Annotated in this window: 13 protein-coding genes; 6 read left to right on the top strand and 7 right to left on the bottom strand. The window is 72.3% G+C overall.

Features of this window, described 5'->3' with window-relative positions; genetic code table 11:
- Nucleotides 1-2: 2 nt before the first annotated feature.
- Nucleotides 3-656 (bottom strand): TVP38/TMEM64 family protein, encoded by a 654-nt coding sequence (locus tag MMB17_RS20955; protein ID WP_420847384.1) that lies wholly within the window; start codon nt 654-656, stop codon nt 3-5.
- Between the two features lie 191 nt (nt 657-847).
- Between MMB17_RS20955 and MMB17_RS20950 the strand changes: the two genes are divergently transcribed.
- The 4 genes from MMB17_RS20950 (at nt 848) to MMB17_RS20935 (ending at nt 6,808) form a co-directional block, all read left to right on the top strand.
- Nucleotides 848-1,570, top strand: coding sequence for a P-loop NTPase family protein (locus MMB17_RS20950; RefSeq protein WP_238310746.1), 723 nt, complete (start codon nt 848-850; stop codon nt 1,568-1,570).
- A 151-nt stretch (nt 1,571-1,721) separates the two neighbouring features.
- The gene (locus tag MMB17_RS20945; protein ID WP_241100153.1) at nt 1,722-4,055 is read left to right on the top strand and encodes an RNA degradosome polyphosphate kinase; all 2,334 of its coding nucleotides are present in this window, start codon (nt 1,722-1,724) and stop codon (nt 4,053-4,055) included.
- 91 nt (nt 4,056-4,146) lie between these two features.
- Complete coding sequence (gene ppx, locus MMB17_RS20940) at nt 4,147-5,688, top strand: exopolyphosphatase (protein ID WP_241100152.1); 1,542 nt, start codon at nt 4,147-4,149, stop codon at nt 5,686-5,688.
- A 241-nt stretch (nt 5,689-5,929) separates the two neighbouring features.
- Nucleotides 5,930-6,808: a PhnA-like protein gene (locus tag MMB17_RS20935; RefSeq protein WP_241100151.1), complete on the top strand. Its 879-nt coding sequence runs from the start codon at nt 5,930-5,932 to the stop codon at nt 6,806-6,808.
- Nucleotides 6,809-6,878: 70 nt separating this feature from the next.
- Here MMB17_RS20935 and MMB17_RS20930 read toward each other — a convergent pair whose 3' ends face one another.
- Both MMB17_RS20930 and MMB17_RS20925 read right to left on the bottom strand, forming a co-directional pair.
- A complete protein-coding gene (locus MMB17_RS20930) occupies nt 6,879-8,378 on the bottom strand; it encodes a sodium:solute symporter family protein (RefSeq protein WP_241100150.1) in 1,500 nt (499 codons plus the stop codon).
- 2 nt (nt 8,379-8,380) lie between these two features.
- Entirely contained in the window at nt 8,381-8,584 is a 204-nt protein-coding gene (locus tag MMB17_RS20925) for a hypothetical protein (protein ID WP_238310751.1), read from the bottom strand.
- A gap of 174 nt (nt 8,585-8,758) precedes the next feature.
- Between MMB17_RS20925 and MMB17_RS20920 the strand changes: the two genes are divergently transcribed.
- On the top strand, nt 8,759-10,171 hold the full coding sequence (locus tag MMB17_RS20920; protein WP_241100149.1) for a sensor histidine kinase: 1,413 nt from the start codon (nt 8,759-8,761) through the stop codon (nt 10,169-10,171).
- A gap of 10 nt (nt 10,172-10,181) precedes the next feature.
- Nucleotides 10,182-10,829, top strand: coding sequence for a response regulator (locus tag MMB17_RS20915; RefSeq protein ID WP_241100148.1), 648 nt, complete (start codon nt 10,182-10,184; stop codon nt 10,827-10,829).
- 109 nt (nt 10,830-10,938) lie between these two features.
- On the opposite strand, the gene MMB17_RS20910 is transcribed toward MMB17_RS20915, so the two are convergent.
- The 4 genes from MMB17_RS20910 to MMB17_RS20895 all read right to left on the bottom strand — a co-directional run bounded on the left by MMB17_RS20910 (nt 10,939) and on the right by MMB17_RS20895 (nt 15,908).
- Complete coding sequence (locus MMB17_RS20910) at nt 10,939-11,439, bottom strand: lipocalin-like domain-containing protein (RefSeq protein WP_238310754.1); 501 nt, start codon at nt 11,437-11,439, stop codon at nt 10,939-10,941.
- A gap of 175 nt (nt 11,440-11,614) precedes the next feature.
- Nucleotides 11,615-12,676 carry a DUF4339 domain-containing protein gene (locus tag MMB17_RS20905; protein ID WP_241100147.1) on the bottom strand — a complete coding sequence of 354 codons (1,062 nt, stop codon included), beginning with the start codon at nt 12,674-12,676 and terminating at the stop codon, nt 11,615-11,617.
- Entirely contained in the window at nt 12,673-13,419 is a 747-nt protein-coding gene (locus MMB17_RS20900) for an RDD family protein (protein ID WP_241100146.1), read from the bottom strand. Before MMB17_RS20900 ends, MMB17_RS20905 begins: the two co-directional genes overlap by 4 nt.
- A 155-nt stretch (nt 13,420-13,574) precedes the next feature.
- Nucleotides 13,575-15,908: an NADP-dependent malic enzyme gene (locus MMB17_RS20895; RefSeq protein ID WP_241100145.1), complete on the bottom strand. Its 2,334-nt coding sequence runs from the start codon at nt 15,906-15,908 to the stop codon at nt 13,575-13,577.
- Between the last annotated feature and the right edge of the window lie 36 nt (nt 15,909-15,944).

Here is a 15,944-nt window from a genome sequence, read left to right as displayed (position 1 = left end):
CCTCATGCCCGCGCCCCGATCGCCCGGGCCCGCAGCTTGGCCTGGACCCGCCGCCGGGTCAGCATCACCGCCGCGACCGTGGCCGCGAGCCCGAGGCCGAGCATCAGCCAGTGGGTCGGCTCGTCGCTGCCGGCGGCGCGGCCGATCACGCCGAGATAGACGCAGACCACGGTGCCCGGCAGCATCCCCACCATGGTGGAGACGAGATAGGCCCCCGTCGTGATCCCGGTCGCCCCGAGCGCGTAGTTCTGCGCGTTGAAGGGCACGAAGGGGCTGAGCCGCATCAGGGTGAGGAGCCGCCAGTCGCCGTCCCCCACCGCCTCGAGGGTGGCGCGCAGCGCCGGCTTGCGCGCCACCAGGCGGCGCACCCGCTCGCGGAAGAGGTGGCGCCCCGCCACGAAGGCGAGCCAGGAGGCGAGGGTGGCCGAAGCGAGCGTGATCGGCAGCGCCCACCAGCCGAAGGCCAGGGCCCCGGCGATGGTCAGCGGCGTGCAGGGGATCACGAGCAGGGTCGCGGCCACGAAGAGGCCGGCATAGACCGCCGGCCCGAGGGGGCCGAGCCCCCGGGCCCAGTGGCCGAAGGCCCGGAACCACTCCTCGACCGGGAGCAGGAACCAGGCGGCGAGCGTTGCGGCGACGGCGGCCCCCACGAGCAGCCCGTATCGAAGGTCGTCGCCGGCCAATCGCACACTCCAGACGGGAAGATTTCTGAATCTTTCGCTCTCTCGGCGTCTGTCAACGCATCGGACCGCAAGCTTGGCACCGATCAGGGGGTACGGGTGAATTGCGCGGAACGCGCGGCTCGGCGGGCTCGAAATCTTCACCGCCCGAGATGTATGATTCGCCCATGCGCGAAATCGCCCTCCCGAAGCAGCTCGCCTTCGAGCTGCCCCTCGATCCCCGCTACGGCCGGGAGGATTTCCTGGTCAGCCCCTCGAACGAGGTCGCCTATGGCCTGATCGAGGCCTGGCCCGACTGGCCCGACACCGTGTTCCTGCTCTCCGGCCCGCCCGGCAGCGGCAAGAGCCATCTCGCCTCGATCTGGGCGAGCCGCGCCCGGGCCTGGACGGTCACCGCCGCGGAGGTGAGCGCGGGCCGGGTCACGCATCTGATCTCCAACGGCGCCCTGGTGATCGAGGATGTGGACCGGCCGGAGGGCCGCGACGAGGCCGCCCTGTTCCATCTGCTCAACCTCGCCCGGGAGCGGCGCTGCCCGGTGCTGCTCACCGCGGGCGGCCCCGTGGACGGCTTCGGCCTGCAGGTGCCGGATCTGCGCTCGCGGCTGCGGCTCGCCCCCGGCGCCAGCATCCTGCCCCCCGACGACGCGCTGCTGCGGGCGGTGATCGTGAAGCTCTTCGTCGACCGCCAGCTCGTGGTCGACCTGCGCGTGATCGATGCCCTCGCCCTGCGGATCGACCGTTCCCTCGCCCGTGCCCGGGAGGTGGTGGCCGAGCTCGACCGGGACGCCCTGCAGCGCCGCCGCCGCATCACCCGGCCCCTGGCCCTCGACGTGCTCGCCCGGCTCCCCGGCGCGGTCGCCGCCGACGAGGATCCCGATGACGGAGAGTAAGCCCCGACCCGCCGCGCCGGGCGGAGGTTTACGAACAGGGAACACCGTCACGAAAACGTCAAACGGCACGGCGGCGCCTGTGCTAGGGAGCCGCCCCCGCAGGCGGAAGACCGGAGGATCGGCGTTGCAGGACACGGAAGCGGATGCGCCCTTGAACGAGAGGGAGACCGCCGAGGTCGAGGAGACGAGCCTCGCCACCGAGCGTGGCGTGCGCAGCGAGACCGCCCGCGCCCGCACGGCCCGGGCCGCGCGCATCCTCGCCGCCGAGAAGGCCGCCGAGCCCGCTCCCGCCACGGCGGAGCGCGGCACCGCCGGGGAGGCCGCCCGCGAGCCGGTGATCGAAGCGGGGCGCCATCTGCGCCACTCGCCCGAGCGCTTCGTGAACCGCGAATTGTCCTGGCTCCAGTTCAACCGCCGGGTGCTGGAGGAGGCCTCCAACCCGAATCACCCGCTGCTCGAGCAGCTGCGCTTCCTCTCGATCTCGGCGAACAATCTCGACGAGTTCTTCATGGTGCGCGTGGCCGGCCTGCACGACCAGGTCCGGGCCGGGCTGACCGTGCCCTCCCAGGACGGCCTCTCCCCCTCCGAGCAGCTCGCCCGCATCGCCAGCGAGGTCTCCCGCCTGGCCCTCGACCAGCAGGAGCGCTGGCGCAGCCTGCGCGTCGACCTGCAGGGCGCCGGCATCGAGCTCGTCGATCCGAACGACCTCTCCGAGGCCCATGCCGCCTGGCTCGACGACTACTTCCTGCAGCACGTGTTGCCGGTGCTGACCCCGCTGGCCATCGACCCGGCCCATCCCTTCCCCTTCATCCCGAATCTTGGCTCGACCGTCGCGCTGATGCTGTCGCGGCCCCGGGACGGGCGCACCCTGCGGGCGCTGATCCGCCTGCCGGCCCTGCTGGAGCGCTTCGTGCGCCTTCCGGAGGTGGAGGGCGACCCCACCGCCCGCTTCCTCGCCATCGAGCAGGTGATCGTGAAGTTCGTCGGCCGGCTCTTCCCCGGCTACACGGTGAAGGGGCAAGGCGCCTTCCGCGTCGTGCGCGATTCCGATCTCGAGATCGAGGAGGAGGCCGAGGACCTCGTCCTGCATTTCGAATCCGCCCTGAAGCGGCGCCGGCGCGGCGTCGTCATCCGCCTGGAGATCGAGGCGGGCATGGCGGAGGAGCTGCGCGCCTTCGTGATCGACGAGCTGGAGATCGCCGCCGACGCGGTCTTCCTGGTGGAGGGCATGCTCGCGCTCAACGAGCTCTCCCAGATCGTCGGGATCGACCGGGCCGACCTCAAGTTCAAGCCCTACAACCCGCGCTTCCCCGAGCGCATCCGCGAATCCGGCGGCGACGTCTTCGCGGCGATCCGCCAGAAGGACTTCATCGTCCACCACCCCTACGAGTCCTTCGACTCGGTGGTGCAGTTCCTGGCCCAGGCCGCCCGCGACCCGAACGTGGTCGCGATCAAGCAGACGCTCTACCGCACCTCCTCCAACTCGCCGATCGTGGCGGCTTTGGCCGAGGCCGCGGAGGCCGGCAAGTCGGTCACCGCCCTCGTCGAGCTGAAGGCCCGCTTCGACGAGGAGGCCAATATCCGCTGGGCGCGCAACCTCGAGAAGGCGGGCGCGCAGGTGGTGTTCGGCTTCGTCGAGCTGAAGACCCACGCCAAGCTGTCGATGGTGGTACGCCGCGAGGGCGACCGTCTCGTCACCTACTGCCACGTGGGCACGGGCAACTATCACCCGATCACCGCGCGCATCTACACGGACCTGTCCTTCTTCACCGCCGACCCGGCCATCGCCCGGGACGTGTCGCGCATCTTCAACTTCATCACCGGCTACGCCGAGCCGGCCGAGCTCGAGCGCATGTCGGTCTCGCCGCTCACCCTGAAGGCGAAGCTGCTGCAGCATATCGAGGACGAGATCCTGCATGCCCGGGCCGGGCGGCCGGCGGCGATCTGGATCAAGTGCAACTCGCTGGTCGACCCGCAGATCATCGACGCGCTCTACGATGCCAGCGCGGAGGGCGTGCAGATCGACTGCGTGGTGCGCGGCATCTGCTGCCTCCGGCCCGGCATCCCCGGCCTGTCGGAGACGATCCGGGTGAAGTCGATCGTCGGGCGCTTCCTGGAGCACGGGCGCATCTACGCCTTCGGCAACGGCGCCGGCCTGCCCCACCCCAAGGCCATCGTCTACATCTCCTCCGCCGACCTGATGAGCCGCAACCTCGACCGGCGCGTCGAGGCGCTGCTGCCGATCCTCAATCCGACCGTGCATCAGCAGGTGCTCGACCAGATCATGCTCGCCAATCTCCTCGACAACCGGCAGAGCTGGCGTGTACTGGCGTCGGGCGCCAGCGAACGGATCATCCCCGCCGAGGGCGAAGAGCCGTTCAACGCGCACAAGTACTTCATGACGAATCCGAGCCTGTCCGGGCGCGGCAAGTCGTCGAAGAAGTCGAGCCCCCGCGCGCTCAGCCGCCGTGCGCAGCGCGCCTGATCCAACGGCGAGGCGGACCATGGCAGCCGACGCGACCCGCAGGCGTGACGCCCGCCTGCCCTGCGGCCCCCTCCTCGGCTAGGCCATGCCCATGGGACAGACCCGCCCCCACCTCGCCCTCGCCCATCTTTCCGAAGAGCCGGCCGCCTTGCGCATCGCTCCCGTCGCGATTGTCGATATCGGTTCCAACTCGGTCCGCCTCGTCGCCTATGACGGGCTCACGCGGGCCCCCGCCCCGCTCTACAACGAGAAAGTGCTGTGCGGCCTGGGCCGCAACGTGCTCTCGACGGGCCGCCTGAACGGGGAGGCGGTGAAGCGGGCGCTCGCGGCGCTGGCCCGCTTCCGGGTGCTGTGCGACACGATGAAGGTCGGGCAGCTCTTCGTGCTCGCCACCGCCGCCGCCCGCGACGCGGAGAACGGGCCCGCCTTCATCGAGGCGGCGGAGGCCGCGATCGGCTGCCCCATCGAGCTGCTCTCCGGCCGGCGCGAGGCCGAGCTCTCGGCCCTCGGCGTCGTCTCCGGCTTCCACGCCCCGGACGGGGTGGTGGGCGATATGGGCGGCGGCTCCCTGGAGCTCGTCGACGTGCGCGGCGCCACGGTGGGGCAGGGGGTGACGATGCCGCTCGGCGGCCTCGCCCTGCAGGACCTCTCCGGCGGCTCCCTCAAGAAGGCCGCCAAGATCGTCCGCGAGAACCTGAAGAAGGCCGAGCCGCAGCTCGAGACCCTGCGCGGGCGCTCCTTCTACGCGGTGGGCGGCACCTGGCGGGCGCTGGCCCGGCTGCACATGGCCGCCCGCGGCTATCCGCTCCACGTCATGCACGGCTACAGCGTCGAGCCCTCGGACGAATTGAGCTTCCTGGAGATCGTCGAGCGGGTCGATGCCGCCCAGCTCCAGGACGTGGACGCCATCTCCGAGGCGCGCCGGCCGCTGCTCGCCTACGGCGCCGTGGTGCTGGAGGAGATCATCCGGGCCGGGCGCCCGCGGGAGGTGGCGATCTCGGCCACCGGCGTGCGCGAGGGCCTGCTCTACGAGCGGCTCGACCGGGATGCCCGCGCCCTCGACACCCTGATCGTCTCCGCGCAGGAGCTGAACCGCCAGCGCGCGCGCTCCCCGGGCCACGGCGAGGAGCTGCGGGCCTGGACCGACGCCTTCGTCGCCACCCTCGACGGGCCGGAGACCGCCGACGAGCGCCGCCTGCGCCACGCCGCCTGCCTGCTCTCGGACATCAGCTGGCGCGCCCATCCCGATTACCGGGGCGAGCAGGGCCTCAACGTCATCGCCAACGCCACCTTCACCGGCATCGACCATCCGGGCCGGGCCTATCTCGCCCTGTCCGGCTTCTTCCGGCACGAGGGCATCGCCCCGGAAAAGGCGAGCGCGACCCTGCGCGCCATGGCCGGCCCCCGCCTGTTCGAGCGGGCGCGGCTGATCGGCGGCCTCCTGCGGGTCGCCTTCCCGATCTCCGCCGGGATGGAGGGGACCCTGAGCCGCATCCAGCTGACGATCGAGGACGGCAAGGTGGTCCTGCGCCTGCCCGCGGAATGGCGCGCCCTCTCCGGCGAGCGCCTGCTCAACCGGGTGCGGGGCCTCGGCCGCGTGGTCGGCCTGGACGGACGCGTCGACATCGCGTGAATCGGCATCGCGTGAGCGGCGGGGCTGCCCCGCCGCCTCGCGCGATGATTTTGAATAATCCGAAAATTCGAACAGCTTCGCGCATTTCTCTCAGAACGAATTGCAAGGTCGCGCGTTCAGCGAGCGCACAATGCTCGGCCCGGGACCCCACGCTCCCGGCCGCCGGCATTCGGGCGCTCCGGGGGCGCGATCCCGCCCCTCCGGCCGCCCGGTCCTGACGATCCGACTGGGAGTTCGTTCTTTGGCTGTCTCAACACCCCTCGCCCCGGCCGCGGAGACGCGCCTGCCCCTGATGCATTCGGTCTCCTGGGGAGCCATCTTCGCCGGCGCGGCGACGGCCCTCGTCGCGCAGATCGTCATCAACCTCGCCGGCGTCGGGCTCGGCCTGTCCGCCCTCGACGTGGACGGCGGCGGCAATCCGAGCGCCGGCACCGCCTCCCTCGCGGCGGCGGGCTGGTGGGTCGGCTCGGGCATCGTCGCGGCGCTGATCGGCGGCTACCTGGCCGGGCGCCTCTCCGGCCGCCCCTCGGCCTCGACCGCGGCCTATCACGGCCTCGTCTCCTGGGCGGTGACGACGCTCTTCGTGCTTTACCTCCTGACCTCGGCCTTGAGCGGCCTCGTCGGCGGCGCCTTCGGCACCCTCGGCAGCGTGCTGGGCGGAGCCGGCCAGGCGGTCGGCGGGACGGTGCAGACGGCGGCCCAGGCCGCGGCCCCCTCCCTGTCCAAGATCTCGAACCCGATCGAGAGCATCGAGCAGCAGGTGCGCCAGCAGGCCGCCGGCCAGGATCCGCAGGCCGCCCGCGACGCCGCGGTGAGCGCCATCCGCGCCCTGCTGACCGGCGACCAGGCCCAGAAGCAGCAGGCCGAGGACCGGGCCGCCGACGCCCTCGCCAAGGCCCAGAACATCCCGGTCGATCAGGCCAAGACCCAGATCCAGACCTACGAGAAGCAGTACGCGCAGGCCCTGGCCGACGCCAAGCAGAAGGCCAAGGCCACGGCCGAGGAGACCCGCCGCGCCGCCGCGCAGGGCGCCCTCTACGCCGCCCTCGCCCTGGTGCTCGGCGCGCTGGCCGCCTTCTTCGGCGGCTTCCTGGGCACGGTGCGCAGGCTCCACGCCTGAGAGCGCCCCGCCTCACGCCCCGTCACGCTGCGCGCAGCCCCCGGATCCCGGATCCGGGGGCTGTCGCGTCTCAGGCGGTTTCCGCAACGGGCATCGCCTCCGGCAGGCGTGACGCCGGCGAGGCCGTCGCGAACAGCGCATCGAGCCGCGCCCGCTCCGCCCGCTCGTTCGGCAGCCAGAGCGCCGCCGCGAGATAGATCGCGAGATTGACGACGAGCCCGACGAAGCCGGAGGTCAGCCCGTAGGCCCAGGGGATGCCGACCGGATAGAGCCCCTGCAGCAGGGCGACCGTGACGATGCCCGCGACCATGCCGGCGAGTGCCCCCGCCGCGGTGCCGAGACGGGAGAAGATGCCGAGATAGAGCGGCACCGCGATCTGCACCATCACCTGGAACGCGAACAGGGCGATCGAGAACAGGGAGGGCAGGGGCAGGCAGGCGATCAGCGCCGAGATCCCGGTGATCGCCGCCATCGCCCCTTGCGAGACGCGCACCAGCCCGTGCTCGCTCAAGGCCCGGTAGGGGGCGACCACGTCGTTGGCGATCTGCGCGCCCATCGACTGCACGGTGGCGTCGATATTGCCCATGGAGGCGGCGAAGACCACGACGCCGGCGAAGGCCAGCAGGGGCACGCCGCCGGCCGCGCGGTTGAGGGTGAACCAGGCGGTCTCCGGACTCGCCAGCACGTCCGGGCGGGTCGAGGCGAGCAGGGCCAGGAAGCCGAGGCTCGTCACGAAGACCAGGGCGAGGGGCGCGCAATAGGCCGAGGAGCGCTTCACCGCCTCGATGCCCGAGCCGGTATAGAGCCGGATGAACAGGTCCGGCCAGCACAGGGAGCAGAGGAGCGGCAGCAGGGTCAGGGAGAAGAACAGCAGCGGCTGGTCCGTGCCCAGATCCGGCAGGGCGAGCTTCTCGGCGGGCAGCGCGTCGAGGGAGGCGCCGGTGGCGAAGAGCCAGACGATCAGCCCGATCATCAGGGCGCTGCCGGCGAGATAGGCCACAGCGCCCTGGAAGACGTCGGAGATGACGATGCCGCGCATGCCCATGCGGATCGTCCAGACCTGGCGCACCGACATCACCACGACCCCGAGCACCACGGCGGCGGTGAAGCCGAGATACCCGAGGGACAGGGCGTGGAACACCGCCCCCAGGGACTGCATGCCGAGCACCATCCAGGGAAACAGCCCGAGCACGCCGATCAGCGCAGCGACGACGCGGATGCCGCGCGAGCGGTAGCGCAGGGCCATCAGGTCGGGCTGGGTCTTGAGGTCGTGGGTCGCGCCCCAGGTCCAGACCCGGGCGGCCATCAGATACATCACCACCGGGGCGAGCAGCGTCGAGACGCCGAGGCCGACCACGCCGCTGCCGACGATGAAGCCGAAGGCGCCGAGGAAGACCGTGCCCGGCTGGTAGGTGTTGAAGAAGGCCATGGCCTGGAAGAAGCCGCCGAAGGAGCGGCCGGCCACGGTGAAATCGGAAAAGTCCCGGTCGGCGACGTAGGAGCGCTGCAGGATCAGCACGACCAGGGCGAAGAACAGCGCCAGGGCGCCGTAGGTGACGAGGAGGCCCATGCTCAGGCCTCCCGCCGCTCGGCGAGATAGGCGGCGACCGTGCTCGCGGCGATGAACAGGCTCGTGCCCCAGAGATAGGCGAGCACCGGCGGCAGGCCGAGGACGGGGGCGGCCCCGTTCAGGCGCCAGTGCAGGGGCGGGGCCAGCGCCAGCACCACGTCGAGGGCGAACCAGAGCCGGAGGAATCCGGGCAGGCGGGCGGGCATCGGCGGTCTCCTCACGGTGTCGAGACCGGGGAGGATCGGCGGCGCGCGCGGCCCCCGCACGGGCAGCGCGCCCGGAAGAGGCCGGGCAATTTGCCCGAGCGCCGCGATCGGCGCTTGCCAAGCCCGCACGGCCCGGCTCCAACTTCCCCGAAAGAGACCGGGAGGACCGCGCCGATGCGCCTGCTCGCCCACCTGATCCTGCGCCTCGTCGGCGTGGTGCTGCTCTGCCTCGCCTGCGCGATCGGCTGGATCGTCTACGAGGCGGACCGGGGCATCCGGGCGGAGACCCAGGCCTCCGCCGCGCGGGTGACCCGCGACCTCGCCAATCTCTACTGGCGCGACCTGCTCTGGCGCGACGGGCTCGACCGCCGCACGATCCTGCCGCGGCCGGACTGGCAGACGGTCTCGACCCTGCGGGTCGTCTCCCCGGGCATCTGCGTCACCTTCGCGGTTCAGGGCCGCGACCCCGCTCCCCTGTGCAGCCAGGTCGAGGGCCTCGGCGCGGCGCCGCCGGACTGGTTCGCCACCCTCTACGGCGCCGCCTTCGGCGCGCATCCCGCGGTGAGCCTGCCGCTCACCGTGCGCCAGCGCCGGGCCGGCACGGTGAGCGCCGCGCCGGACCGGGACGCCGCCCTGCGCCAGGTCTGGGGGCAGGTGCGCATCGTGGTCGGCCTCGCCGGCGCCATGGCGGCGGGCATCGCGCTGCTCGCCGCGCTCCTGATCGGGCAGGCGGTGATGCCGGCCCGGACGATCGTGCGGGCCCTGCGCCGGCTGGAGACGGGGGATTACGCCGCGCGCCTGCCGCGCTTCGCCGGGGAGGAGTTCCGGCACATCGCCCGCGCCGTGGAGGACCTCGCCGAGCGGCTGGCCCGCACCACGGCCGAGCGGGCGGCGCTGACCAAGCGCCTGTTCCAGGTGCAGGAGGAGGAGCGCCGGGCGCTCGCCCGCGATCTGCACGACGAGTTCGGTCAATGCCTCACCGCCAGCGCGGCGCTGGCCGCGGCGATCGAGGCGGGCGCCGAGGAAGGGCGGCCGGACCTCGCCGCCCAGGCCCGCTCGATCTCCCGGGTCACCGCACGGATGATGGGCAGCCTGAAGGAGGCACTGGCCCGGCTGCGCAGCCAGGATCTCGACGAGCTCGGCCTGGAGGCGAGCCTCGCCCAGCTCGTCGCCGGCTGGAACGCCCGCGACGCCAAGCGCTCGGTCTACCGCCTGGACGTGGCCGGCAATCTCGGCGCGGTGCCGGCGCAGGCGGCCCTGAGCGTCTACCGCATCGCCCAGGAATGCCTGACCAACGCCGCCCGCCACGGCCGGCCGCGGGCGGACGGGCGCCCGGCGGAGGTGCGGCTGCGGGTGGAGCATGCGGGCCAGGGCCTGCCCCAGATCCGCCTCACCGTCGAGGACGAGGGCGGCGGCGACCCGGCCCGGGTCGAGGGCGGGGGCGGCCACGGCATCCTCGGCATCCGCGAGCGCATCGCGGCGCTCGGCGGCTCGCTCGCCATCGGCCGGGCCGAGCGCGGCCTGCGCATCGCCGCCATCATCCCGCTGGCCGGCCCCCGGCTGGTGCCCCAGGTCGCCGCCGCGTGAGGCCGGAGCGATGAGCCTCGCGATCCTCCTCGTCGACGACCATCCGGTGGTGCGCGAGGGCTACCGCCTGCTCCTGGAGCGCCAGCCCGGCTACCGGGTGGTGGCGGAGGCCGAGGACGCGGCCGGTGCCTACCGCGCCTACAAGGCGGCCAAGCCCGACCTCGTCGTCATGGACATCGCCATGCCCGGCCCGAGCGGGATCGAGGCCCTGCGCCACATCCGGCAATGGGACCCGCAGGCCCGCATCCTCGTCTTCAGCATGCATGGCGGCGCGGCCTTCGCCCTCAAGGCCTTCGAGGCCGGCGCCTCCGGCTACGTGACCAAGAGCAGCGCGCCCTCCGAGCTGGTGCGGGCGGTGGCCACCGTCGCCCGGGGCGGACGGGCGCTCAGCGAGGACATCGCCCGCGAGATCGCCGCCGACCGCCTGTCGAGCGGCTACGACGCGATCCGCGACCTCGGCCCCCGGGAGGTCGAGATCCTGCGCCTGGTCGCCTCCGGCCAGACCAGCGACCGCATCGCCCGGGCGCTCAACCTCAGCCAGAAGACGGTGCAGAACTACCATTACGCCATCAAGGCCAAGATCGGCGCCCGCACCGACGCCCATCTCGTCTGGCTCGCCATCGGCGCCGGCCTCCTGGCGATCGAGCCGGCGCCGTGAGGGCGCAGCCCCATCCCCCTCCGGTCGATCCCTTCGGGAGGGCGGAGGGGGGCTTCGCTCAAGGGCCGCGCCGGTTTGCCGTTTCGCTCGCGTCCGAGCGGAATCGGCCTCACTCGCCCTCGGCCCGCTCCAGGGTGACGATGCTGCGGGTCTCCCCGTGCTGGGCCCAGTTCGGCATGATCCGCCAGGGGGTCAGCACGCGCAGGCGCTTGCCGTCGAGGGTGAAGCGGCGGGTCTGGGCGGTGCCGACCCAGGCCGGGTTCCAGGCCACGTCGAGCTTGGCCGTCCAGCTGTCGCCCTCGGTGGTGAAGGTGCCCGTATAGGCGACCATGGTGTCGAGGAGCTTCGCCCGCCCGGCCTCGTCGCCGGCCGGCTTGCGGCCCTCGCCGGTGAGATTGAAGAACACCCGGCCCTCCGGCGTGAAATAGGCGTAGCCGGTCGGGTGCTCGCCCATCACCGGCTCGGTCTTGCCGGTCTCCTTCACCTCCACGACGTAGGAGACGAGCTTCCACAGCCCGGTGAGCCGCGCATCCCCCGCCGCCAGGGCCGGCCCCGGAAGCAGCGCGAGCGCCACAAGCGCCGCGGCGCCACGGCTGATCGTCCTCGTCATCGACAGTTCCCCGTTCCCACCGCCTCCCGTCGGGCGGTGAGGCATGATGGACCGGACGCGGGACAAGTCATCGACCGGACGTGACAATCCGGCCCGGTCTGTCGGCGCTTCGAGCCCGGCAGGGCAGGGGACGAGGAGAATACACGGCGACGGCTTCCCGCATCCGGAAGCGGCCTCACTCCTGCGGCGGATCGACGAGGTCGGTCAGCACGTCGAAGGGCACGAGCACTTCGTTGGAGACCCTGTACACGAAGCGCGTCCCCCGCCGGTTGACGATGTCGATGATCTGGGCGGGGACGCCGCGGCGGATCAGGAAGGCATCCGTCGGCACATCGATCAGCGCCGCCTCGAGATCGTAGCCGAACAGCACCAGCCGCTCGCTCCGCGCCCGGATGTCGGAGCGCGCATGGAAGCCGAGGGTGCTCCCCTTCGGCGCCAGGCGGCGCGTCCCGCCCATCAGCACGACGATGCAGCCGCTGTCGCAGGTCTCGCCCGCCACCACCGTGGCGCCGGGGCGCTGCTCGATGGCGAGGGCCGCCTCCAGCGCCTCGCCGGCGAGGCCGCCGGGGCTGTCGATCTCGATCCGCACCGGGTCGGGCGCCCGGTCGAGGGCCTGTCGCATCGCCCGGCCGAAGCCGCGGCCGATCACGCCCCTGACCACGATCCGCGACGGATCGGGCCCGGTCTCGATCGTGTAGGCCTCCGCCCCGAAGGCGGTGGCGTCCTGCGGCAGCAGCGCGGTCGCGCCGATCAGGCCGCCGCCCAGCAGGACGGCGCACATCACGGCGACGCCCGTCCCCAGGCGGAGGGCCCGCGCCGCTCCCGGCCGGCCCCGCAGGCGCGCCGCGCAGAGGCGGCCGAGGCGGCACAGGGCGAGGGCCACCGCGACGATCACCAGGGCCTCGCCGACCAGGGCCGCGCGCGGCAGCCAGGTCGCGGCCGGCGCGACTGCCTCGGCGAAGGCGACGAGGCTGCCCATCCGCAAGCCCGCGAAGACCATCGCGCCGAAGGCGAGGGCCGCGACGGCCAGGGCGAGCAGGGGAGGCCGGGTGGCGCGGTCACCGTCGAGGAGCGGCGTCCGTTCGAGCGCCGCCCAGGCGCCGGTCTGCGCCGACCAGACCGGATCCGCGCACCAGATCCGGCCGCGGCGCAGCAGCGCCCGGATCTCCGCGGCGAGGAAAGGCCCCTCGGGCTGCCCGTCCGGCCCGATCCGCCACCAGACACCTTCGTTCGTCATCGCAGCAGGGCCGTGATCTGGAGGAGGGCGAGGGGAAGGATGACGGCGAGCCAGAGCGCGACGGCCCAGTCCCGCGGACGGTGATGCACCGTCAGGGCCTGGGCCTCGTCCCAGGCCGTGCGGCCCGTCTTCGTCAGGCGCCGATAGGCCAGCGCCGTGGCCACCCCGTCGAGGACGGGCAGGCCGACCGCCTGCCCCCGCAGCGCGACGGAGAGCTCCCGGCGCAGGGCCGTGCCGCGATCGATCCGCCGCCCGTCCCGCAGCACGCGGAGGCCGAGCAGCGCCTTGCCGGGCGTCGCGCCGAACCGGACCAGGAGCTCGGCATTCAGCGGGATCGCCAGAACGAGCGCCGCGAACCCGATGAGGAAGCCGCCGGCCTTCGTGCCCGCGAAGGCCTTCAGCGCCGCGAAGCGATCGGGGCCGAGCAGCACCGACACCGCCAGGAGCAGGAGCAGCAGACAGACCGCAGCGAGGTTGAGGTCGAGGAGGCGGGCCGCATAGCGCCGCCAGGGATGGGGGCTCGTGTCCCGGAAATCGAGGCGGGCCGGCAGGCTGTCCGGCGGCGGCGGCCGCTGGAACAGGGCGGGCAGGAGCTCACCGGCCGGGCTGCCCGCCGTCCCGCCCGGCGGGACGAGCAGGGTGTCGGGCCCGATGCGTTTCTCGCGGACGCCGCGCGGCAGGTCGTCCGCATCGAGGGGGGCGGCAGGGCCGGCCTCCGCGAAGGCCCAGGCGGCGCCGGTCACGGCCGGCCCGGCGCCAGGACGGGATCCCTACCGAACGCGGAGCCTGCGCGAAGCATGATCGACCGATTCGCTTTTCGAGGGCGGGACCTCAGCTTATTGCAGCGCACACAAGCGGCAAGCCGGAGTCTGCGCGGATCCCGCCCCGAAGCCTCGGATTACTCCGAGATCGGCCCCGCCCCCGGCTCGGCAGCGTCGGTCAGGAGGGCGGTGTCGCTCGCCTGGGCCTCCACCACCGCCGCCGCCGTGACATTGACGATGCCGCGGGCCGTCACCGAGGGGGTGAGGATGTGGGCGGGCTTGGCCGGGCCGATCAGCAGCGGGCCGACCGGCAGGGCATCGGCCAGCACCTTGGCGAACTGGAAGGAGATGTTGGCCGAGTCGAGGTTGGGGAAGATCAGCACGTTGGCCGCTCCCTTCAGGTTCGAATTCGGCAGCACCCGGTCGCGGATCAGCTCGGACAGGGCACAATCGGCCTGCATCTCGCCCTCCGCCTGGAGCTGGGGCGCGCGGGTATGGATCAGGTCGAGGGCGCTGCGCATCTTGCGGGCCGACTCGCTGTCCGACTGGCCGAAATCCGAGTGGCTGAGCAGCGCGATCTTCGGCGTCAGCCCGAAGCGGGTGACGTGGTCGGCGCAGGCGACGGCCACGTCCGCGATCTCCTCCGCCGAGGGGTTCGGGCGGACATGGGTGTCGGCGAGGAAATAGGCCCCCTTCTTCGTCACGATCAGGCTCATCGCGGCGAAGTCGAGCACGCCCGGGCTCAGGCCGATGATGTCGCGGATCACCCGCAGGCGCGTCTCGAACCGGCCCTCCAGGCCGCAGATCAGGGCATCCGCCTCGCCGCGGCGCACGGCCAGGGCGCCGATCACCGTGTTGTTGGTGCGCACCAGGGTGCGGGCGAGATCCGGGGTGATGCCGCGCCGGCCGGCGACCTCGAGATAGGTCGCGACATAGGCGCGGTAGCGGGGATCGTCCTCGGGATCGATCAGGTCGAAATGCTCGCCCTGGCGCAGGGACAGGCCGAAGCGCTTGATCCGGGTCTCGATCACCCGGGGACGGCCGACCAGGATGGGCTTGGCCACCCCGTCCTCGACCACCACCTGCGCCGCGCGCAGCACGCGCTCGTCCTCGCCCTCGGCGTAGATGACCCGCTTCGGGGCCTCCTTCGCCTTGGAGAAGAGCGGCTTCATGATGAAGCCGGAGCGGTGCACGAAGCGGTCGAGCGACTCGGTATAGGCCTGGATGTTCTCGAGCGGGCGCCCGGCGACGCCGGACTCCATCGCGGCCTTGGCCACGGCGGGGGCGATGCGCAGGATCAGGCGCGGGTCGAACGGGCTCGGGATCAGGGAGCGGGGGCCGAAGGGTCGGGCCTCGCCGCCATAGGCGCGGGCGACCACGTCCGAGGGCGTCTCGCGGGCGAGCGCGGCGATCGCCTTCACGGCCGCCTTCTTCATCTCCTCGTTGATCTTGCTCGCGCCGACATCGAGCGCGCCGCGGAAGATGTAGGGGAAGCAGAGGACGTTGTTGACCTGGTTCGGGAAGTCCGAGCGCCCGGTGCAGATCATCGCGTCCGGGCGGGCCTTCTCGGCGAGATCGGGCATGATCTCCGGATAGGGGTTGGCGAGCGCCATGATCAGCGGCTTCTCGGCCATCTTCTCCAGGTATTCGGGCTTGAGCACGCCGCCCGCCGAGAGGCCGATGAAGATGTCGGCCCCGGGGATCACCTCGGCCAGCGTCCGTGCCTCGGTCTCCTTGGCATAGACGTTCTTCCAGCGGTCCATCAGCTCGGGCCGGCCCTTGTAGACCACGCCCTTGATGTCGGTGACCGTGATGTTCTCGACCCGGGCGCCGAGGGAGACGAGCAGGTTGAGGCAGGCCAGCGCCGCCGCGCCCGCGCCGGAGGTGACGATCTTGGCGTCCTCCAGCTTCTTGCCCGCGAACTCGAGGCCGTTGAGCACCGCGGCCGCAACGATGATCGCCGTGCCGTGCTGGTCGTCGTGGAAGACCGGGATGTTCATCCGCTCCCGGCAGCGCTCCTCCACCTCGAAGCACTCGGGGGCCTTGATGTCCTCCAGGTTGATGCCGCCGAAGGTCGGCTCCAGGGCGCAGACGACGTCGACGAGCTTGTCGACCTCCTTCTCGTTCACCTCGATGTCGAACACGTCGATGCCGGCGAACTTCTTGAAGAGGACGGCCTTGCCCTCCATCACCGGCTTCGAGGCCAGCGGGCCGATATCGCCGAGGCCGAGCACGGCGGTGCCGTTCGAGAGCACGGCCACCAGGTTCTGGCGGATGGTGAGGGTCGCGGCCTCCTGCGGGTCGTCGTGGATCGCCATGCAGGCGGCGGCCACCCCCGGGGAATAGGCGAGGGCGAGGTCGCGCTGGTTGCCCAGGGGCTTCGTCGCCTGGATCTCGAGCTTCCCGGGCTTCGGCAGGCGGTGGTAGACGAGCGCGCCGGATTTCAGGTCCTCGGACATGTTTTCGGCCATCGCTTCGGCATCCTCTCCGGGTCGTGCGCCTGCGCC

Origin of the sequence: Methylobacterium organophilum (genome assembly GCF_022533465.1) — a bacterium.
In the GTDB taxonomy this organism is placed as follows: domain Bacteria; phylum Pseudomonadota; class Alphaproteobacteria; order Rhizobiales; family Beijerinckiaceae; genus Methylobacterium; species Methylobacterium organophilum.
The sequence above is the reverse complement of the archived record's forward strand: the minus strand, read 5'-3'. Positions and strand labels throughout refer to the sequence as shown.